7 protein-coding genes are annotated in these 7,853 nt (G+C 33.4%); 1 reads left to right on the top strand and 6 read right to left on the bottom strand.

Going from position 1 to position 7,853, the window contains the following annotated elements:
- Together AC3AX0_RS03935 and AC3AX0_RS03930 are read right to left on the bottom strand one after the other, a co-directional pair.
- Window positions 1-806 (bottom strand): S-layer homology domain-containing protein (locus tag AC3AX0_RS03935; protein ID WP_487549003.1); only part of this gene is annotated, 806 nt, incomplete at its 3' end.
- 45 nt (window positions 807-851) lie between these two features.
- Entirely contained in the window at window positions 852-2,660 is a 1,809-nt protein-coding gene (locus tag AC3AX0_RS03930) for an Eco57I restriction-modification methylase domain-containing protein (RefSeq protein ID WP_487549002.1), read from the bottom strand.
- A gap of 28 nt (window positions 2,661-2,688) precedes the next feature.
- Between AC3AX0_RS03930 and AC3AX0_RS03925 the strand changes: the two genes are divergently transcribed.
- A complete protein-coding gene (locus AC3AX0_RS03925) occupies window positions 2,689-3,186 on the top strand; it encodes a hypothetical protein (protein WP_487549001.1) in 498 nt (165 codons plus the stop codon).
- A gap of 42 nt (window positions 3,187-3,228) precedes the next feature.
- Here AC3AX0_RS03925 and AC3AX0_RS03920 read toward each other — a convergent pair whose 3' ends face one another.
- The 4 genes from AC3AX0_RS03920 to AC3AX0_RS03905 form a co-directional block, all read right to left on the bottom strand.
- Window positions 3,229-4,470, bottom strand: a complete 1,242-nt coding sequence (locus AC3AX0_RS03920; protein WP_487549000.1) for an aminopeptidase P family protein — start codon at window positions 4,468-4,470, stop codon at window positions 3,229-3,231.
- Window positions 4,463-5,530 carry a mechanosensitive ion channel family protein gene (locus AC3AX0_RS03915; protein ID WP_487548999.1) on the bottom strand — a complete coding sequence of 356 codons (1,068 nt, stop codon included), beginning with the start codon at window positions 5,528-5,530 and terminating at the stop codon, window positions 4,463-4,465. The genes AC3AX0_RS03920 and AC3AX0_RS03915 overlap by 8 nt, the downstream gene beginning before the upstream one ends.
- 175 nt (window positions 5,531-5,705) lie before the next feature.
- On the bottom strand, window positions 5,706-7,034 hold the full coding sequence (locus AC3AX0_RS03910; RefSeq protein ID WP_487548998.1) for an ABC transporter permease: 1,329 nt from the start codon (window positions 7,032-7,034) through the stop codon (window positions 5,706-5,708).
- 14 nt (window positions 7,035-7,048) lie between these two features.
- On the bottom strand, window positions 7,049-7,853 hold an 805-nt coding region (locus tag AC3AX0_RS03905; RefSeq protein WP_487548997.1), incomplete at its 5' end, for an efflux RND transporter periplasmic adaptor subunit.

The raw sequence follows: 7,853 nt of genomic DNA, 5'->3' as shown, positions 1-7,853 counted from the left end.
ATATAGCCTCCGAATTCCAGATATTCTATAGTTGTTACGGCTTTTATATACCTAAAGTCATCATCTGTCAAACTACTGTTTTCATAGTCGTAAAACAAGGGAAACTCGCCTTTGTAATCATCATTAAAATAGGTAATTCCACCAAGGTAATCATTTCTGGAATATATTGCTTCCTTGAAAATTCTTTTTGAAACTACTGCAGCTTCAGCTCTAGTCAGATTTGTTTCAGGTCGGAACATATTGTCACTGAATCCTAAATAAATGTCATTGTTGTATAGTTCACTAAATATTTCTATAAATTTGTCATCATCATCAATATCGTAAAAGGGCAATTCCTCATTATCGACTGATGGCAATGACAATGCCGAGGTAACCAAAGCCGCTTCATACCTCGTAATGAATCTGTCAGGTTCAAGATTTTCACCTTCGAAAACATCCTTAAGGCTTATGGTTATCCTTTCAGTTTTTTTCATATAGTTATCAAGAGATGTGACATATGAGTATGCCCAGTGATTCAAATCAATATCCCCATAACCCACATCACCAGTCATATCAATATCCATTATTCCATTCTCATTACCAATTTTATATATAATCTTTATGAATTCACTGATAGTAACGTTATTGTCCGGTCTGAATGTCCAGTCTCCATATCCATTGAAAATATTCAAGGAATTTGTTGCATAATAAATATCATCCTCTGCCCAATGGTCATAGATATCAAAATAATATACATCCGCTCCTGCACTTACAGTCATTGAAATTATAATAACAACTGTTATTATTAGTAATTTAATTTTTTTCATATAATTCCCCGCCCCTCATTTGGTTATTGTTTTCCATACATTATTTCACACTAACTTATCTAAAAATTTCTTTGTTAATTGTATTTCCTCGCTATCAAAGCCAAGGTAAGAGTATAAGTGTAAATCTATATTATCACAATTTACCCTTTTATTATATCCCTTATTAAAATTATCAAAGTATGGCAATTTTAAAATATTATAGGGATAATATTCATACAAATCTATCCCTATTTTTTTTGAAGGAACCTTAATTAAAAATTCAAAAATTTCAGAATTTAAATATTCAAGACAATTCTTTAAATCAAGACCATCGCCTACACCTGTCATCATATAAATGTCTGCGCTGAAAAAGTTGCCTTTTTCATCTAATGCAAACCTGTTTTCAGATGACTTGTATGGAAATAATATTTTCCCTTTTTCAAACTGGCTTCTATTCCTTCCCCATTGAAGGTCAAACCATCTTCTGTAACCCCGCTGACACTCTCGTCTTTTTTCAAGTCTATCCTTGTACTTCTCAAGGTAATCCCTGGTATTTGGAAAATCTTCAATTTCTATATCATTAGTATATATAAGCTTAAGTCCCTTGTCATTATTAATTCCATACTTTCTCACGGCACTGCCTTTTAGCCAATTAACAAGAAGTGGCTCTTCAAGTTTATATTCATCGACTGTTTCTTGATTTACAATAAAAGCCTTGTCAAGACCTGTAATTATTCCCTGGTTTATATTGAAATAATCGCTAATTGTTTTTTCAGTTCTGGAAATTATTTTTCCATACAAATTTTCCATATCCTTTTCAATGAGTCTCCAGGAACTCTTACCCAAATCTTTTCTATCCACTAAAAAACTTATGTTTCTTGGAATATTTATAATCTGTATTTTCTCATTTACCCCCTCTTTTACCAGACTAATAATTACAGGACTGACTCCTGTGTTTTTAAAGAGAGTAACCCCCGAATAATCTACTATTCGGTAGATTCCATAATTATTCTTTATTAATTTTCTCAGTTCTTTGGCATTATCTGCTTCAATAAAATATCTGGATGTAATAAAGAGTAGTCTTCCTGAATCTTCAAGATCCTTTAATGCTTTTTCAAAGAAACAATATGAAATATCCGATTTATCATTGTATACTAAAAACCTGTTATTAAGTGCTTTTTTGTATACAATTTCCAAATTTTTATGGCCTATATAAGGAGGATTCCCTATTATTGCCTGAAATTTCTCAGCAATTTCACAAAAAAGATAGTCTTTATTTCTAATATCCGGGTAGCATATTGTCTTACAGGCTATACTTAGGCCTGCAATTGTCAAAAGACAGGAAAAACCGTCTATATCATATCCACAGAGATTGTTCTCAATGATATGTATATCAATGTCTGCTGGAGAAATACCATGGTCATTTTTGAAGCAATCTTCATTTTCATCATAAAGAAATCTAAGCTTCCTATACAATGCTACTAAAAAATACCCGCTTCCACAGGCAGGGTCTAAAAATCTGATATAGGGATTCTGAATAAATTCCTTTTCATCAACTATTTCATCAACCATGTCAGTAACAGTATCCCATGGCGTATAAACTTGCCCGTACTTTTTTTTAGATTTCAAAGGTATGATTTTTTCGTATATTTCCCCTGGAGTCAGCAATTCTTTTTTGATCGTTTTTTCAAAAACATTTGACAGGGAGCCTTTTATTGAATAGAATTCACTAGGAGAATAAAAAGTTTCTATACTTTCTCCATCGATATATTCGCTGTAGAAATAACTAATATATTCAAAAACAATATATCTAATCATCTCGATGTTTTCAGGATCGGATTTAATTATTTTTTTCAATTCTTTTATTAAAGACATGTTGTACTCCTAAGAAAGTGAGGTTTATATGAAACACAAAATTATTGCAATACTTATTTTATGCACCGTAATGTTCTGCGGCTGCACAGCAGATATTAGAAATGACCAAGACACTGTAAATGTAAATGAAATTTTAGCTTATGTAAATATCAGTATCAAGGACTTCCAAGATATTGAAACAGAAATAATAAAAAAATACAACGACATGGAATACAACATTGAAAAAGAAGAAGAAATAATCAATGAGTTGAAAAATGAAATACTGCCTGAATATAAAAAACATCTAGAAAATCTATCAAATGTGACTATTGAAAATGATGAAATAAAAGAAATACATAATATTTATATTCAGTCAGCAAAATATCAATTGGAAGCATTCGAGCTGTATCTCTCCTATGTTGAAAACAAAAATTACAGTGATTTGAAATCAGTGAATTCAAAAATCAACTCATCCAATGAATACTTTAAATTGTTTAAAACTAGTCTTATAGATTTTGCAGTTAAACACGAGATTTCATACAATTAAATACCCTATGTATCAATTCCTTTACAGATAATGACAAAGCGACTAAGTCGCTTTTTTCATTATCTTCTCAATTTCAGATATTTCCTTCGGAATGGACTCAGACAAATTAATATATCCAAAGTCCGTTATTAATATATCATCTTCTATTCTTATTCCAATACCTTCTTCAGCAATGTATATGCCCGGTTCTATTGTAATTACACAACCAGGTTCAAGTGGCTTTTCAACATCCCCTACATCATGTACATCAAGACCTAAGTGATGTGTCACCTTATGAAAATAATACTGTCTTACATCCTTCTCATTATCTATAAGTCCCATTTTAATTAAGCCTTCTGCTATTACCTTGTAAGAGTATTCAGTTATTTCAGTCATAATCATTCCAGGTTTACATAATTCGATAGATAGTTTGTTTGCTTTTAGAACCAGCTCATATATTTCCTTCTGCCTTTGACTGAACTTGCCATTCACAGGAAATGTCCTTGATATGTCTGATGGATACTTATCTTTCAATACACCCAGGTCACAGAGCACCAGGTCTCCATCCTTCACTGTACAGCCATTGGTAACATAATGAAGTACCGTACCATTCAATCCGGATGCCACTATGGATGCAAAGGATGGCTTTGTGCCATTGGTGTTAAGAATGAATTCGTAAAATGCTTCTAGTTCGTATTCCTTCATCCCAGGCTTTGCATTCTTTATCATATAATCGATGGCATCTTTGGATATGCTTATTGCTTCCCTTATTTTTCCTATTTCATGATTATCCTTCATCCTTCTTAATTCACTTATATGATGATATGTATTTCTTATGCTTATGCATGGATACCTGTCCTTAATAAGAGAGGCATACTTTTGAGATTCAGACAGACATTCATCGAAATTCCAGTTTTCTATATCAAAATACATGTTTTCATATTTTTCATTTCTCAATATTTTCAAAAGATCATTGTCAAAATCTTCGAAAAATCTGACATCTTTTATACCGGATATTTCTGTTGCTTCTTCAGATGTTAAAAACTTTCCAACCCATTTTTCTAAATCTGCATTTCTTTTCTTAATATAGATTGATTCCTTTAATTCACCTTTATAGAACTCACACATATATACAACTGCTTCCCTGTCTATGCCTGTCAAATAAAAGAAATTATTATTTACATAGAATTCATAGAAATCATCTCCAGATTTACGGACACTCTTTCCCGAGAAAATCATCATAAGACTTTTATCTTCCATCTTTTCTTGAAGCTTTTTTCTTCTTTCAGTATAAATATTATTCATATGATCCTCCTTTTTTTTGTTCGTTTTCAAAATATAGACTCATGCTAGGGAATGCAAATTCCACTTCTTCCTCTTGAAAGAGTTCCATAATTCTCAGATTCACCTTTTCCACAACCTCCATAAATTCATTATAGTCAAGTTTAACAATATAATAGTTAATCAATATGTCAAGGCTGCTTCCACCAAACTTTTCAAATCTTACTATGATTCCAGTATTTTCCACATCGGTTTCAGAAATAAGCAGGTTTTTGATTTCCGAAATAATCTTTTTCATTTTTTCGGATTTTGTTGAATAAGTCACTCCTACATAAAACCTTTGCCTCCTGGAACCTCTTCGTGAATAGTTGTGAACCGTTCCGTCAGTAAATGCAGCATTTGGCATGGAAACCAATCCCTTGTCAAAGGTTCTAAGCTTCGTACTTCTCAAACCAATATCTTCCACTATTCCTTCTATGGTGTTTATTATTATTATGTCTCCGATGTTGAAGGGACTATCCATATATATTATTACACCACCGAAAATGTTTTTAAGAGTGTCCTGGGCAGCCAAGGCAAATGCTATACCACTTATTCCAAGACCTGCAAGAAGACTCTGAACCTTTACATCAAATTCAGTTAATATTATCAGCAAGGCTATTATGATTACAACAAGCTTAATAATCTTGCTAATAAGAGTATTCACCTGTTTCTGCCTTTGGTCTTCACTTCTTTTAATTATATAGTCATTAAAATAAGCTTCTACAATTTTTGTTATTGTCTGTGCAGCTAGAAATACAAATAAACTCTTGTATATGCTCAGTAATATAGACATTGAAAGTTCATTGAAAGGCAAAGTTATAAGAGCAAAAAAAATGCCCGTTATCAATATGATTATTGATAATGGTTTCTTTGTCTTGTCAATCATTATACTAATGACCTTAAGTTTTTTAAAAGCCTTGTGCATCCATTTTATTATTTGTGTTACAAAAATCCTTCTAAGTACAAGAACGATAATAATTATAAGAAATGCCTTGCCTACTTCACTAGTAGTGGGTATCCTTGAAAAAATGAGTTCAGTCATTGTATTCTCCTGTTTTCCTTCTTTTAATTATACTATATGAGTATACAATAAAAAAGACACTAAATCATTACATTAAAGTCTTATTTTTATCTAATTTTGTATATTTAACTATTCTAAGCCACAAAAGAGAATCTCCACCTAGTGAAGATTCTCTTTTGTGTACTTTTACATCTGACTACTGTCTTCTTAATGCCTCTACCGGCGGAAGATTTGATGCAATAAATGCAGGATATACTCCAAAAAGCAGCCCTGATGTCAATGCAACTATTGTTGATATTTTCACCGCTTCAAAACTTATTACAGCTTCAAAACCTTTCGATTCAAATATATTTATAAGCCATATTCCAACTACTATACCTACCAGACATCCTATTATGCTAACATAAAAAGCTTCCAGTATAAACTGAAGAAGAAGGTCTGATTTTTTGGCACCAAGTGCTCTTCTTACTCCAATTTCTCCAGTCCTCTCACTAACTGCAACAAGCATGATGTTCATTATCCCAAGGCCACCTACAAGGAGAGAAACTGCAGCAATGCCTCCAAGAAGAAGAGTCATTATCCTGTTTGCGTCATTAGCCTCTTCAACAAGCTGGTTAAGACTTGTTATGGTTAATATGTCTTCTCCCTTTGAAAAAATTTCATCTTTTTTATCTACAGGCTTTTCAACAGGCTCTTCTCTGGTGTCAATCATTACATCTCCGGAAATCCCTTCATTTCCTTCACCACCATCACCATTCATATTTACAAAGGATGTACCGTTTATCTTTCTGGTGTAAATCCTTCCAAGCTGAACAATGGCAAGAGCTGCATTTTCTTCATTTGAAGCTTTTCCCCATATTTCTTCTACATTTCTTTTGTCATTGAGCTTTTGGGAGGTGGAGTATGGAACGATTATCTTGTTGTCTACACCATCTCCTTTTCCCTTTCCTTTTGGAGCCATGACCCCTATTATTCTAAAAGTTAAATTATCAATATTTATCGACTGTCCTACAGGACTTCTTCCATTAAGGAGTGAAACTGCAACATTGTATCCCAATACGCAAACGGGAGATCTTTGATCTACATGAAGTGATGAAAAAAAGTTTCCTGATACAACTTCATGGTCCTTAATAGTTGGATACATATGATTTACACCCAATACTTCAATTTCACCTCTAGTTCTTCTCCACTTCACGTATTCTTCAGTCTTGACAACAGGAGTGGCATATTCCATTTCTTCAATCCTTTCCATCAAGTCCTTGTGTTCGTCGCTGGAAAATGAAAAAGTGGTGTTATTTGTTCTCATAACTATTACATTCTGTCCAAGACTTTCAAACTGTTCTACAACAGCCTTTCTTGCACCTTCTCCAATTCCCATGAGGCTCACTACTGAAGCCACACCAATGGCAATACCCAGTACTGTAAGCGATGTTCTAAGAAGGTTTGAAACAAGTCCTGAACCTGCCATTTTTGCAGTAAAATACAGTCTGATAAAAAATGATTTAATACCGCTGTTTTTTTCCATATCATCACATCCGTTTAGTTATTGTTTTCAGGAATAAAAGTATTATTATCCTTTATATGTTCGCTTGGAAGCAAATCCGAGCTACTTCCAGTAATTACATGGTCTCCTTCTTTCAATCCTGAAAGTATTTCAACATATCTGTCATTCATGAGACCTGTTTCTATTGTAACTGTTTCCACAATTTCATCTTCTTTAAGAATTTCAACCTTTGTAGTGCCATCTTCCTCAAAAACAGATTCAATAGGAACCAGTAGGGTATCAAGAGATTCCCCAGCATCTATAAAGCATTGTGCCATCATCCCTGGTCTCAGTTCACCACTTCCGCTAACTTCTATATCAACAGAATACTTGATTATTCCGCTTGAGTCTTTACCAGATTGTGATACTCTTGATACAGTACCTTCAAATTCTTCCCCTGGAAGTGCATCGATTGTAACATTTACAGGAGCATCCTGTTTTATATATACAACATCGATATCATCAACCTGAGTCCAGACTCTCATGCTGTTTGTATTGAATATGTCTCCTATCCAATCTCCAGGAGAAACAGTTTCACCCTGTGTTCTCCAGAACCCTGAAACCACGCCGTCCATTGGAGATAAAACCGTCATGCTGCCCTTCATTTCCTGAGCTTTAACAATGCTTCTTTTCATTTCATTTATTTCATCAAGCTTTTCCTGTATCATGATCCTAACATCTGCACCTGCAAGCTTAACTATGGCCTGACCCTTCTCAACATAATCCATCTCATTTACAAGTACTTCTGTAACAGTAATTTCATCTGATGAAATTGAATTTTTATATATTTTCTTTTCCTTT

The sequence above is a fragment of the Dethiosulfatibacter sp. genome (genome assembly GCF_983023055.1).
Note: the sequence above shows the minus strand (reverse complement) of the source record. Positions and strands in the feature narration are given on the sequence as shown.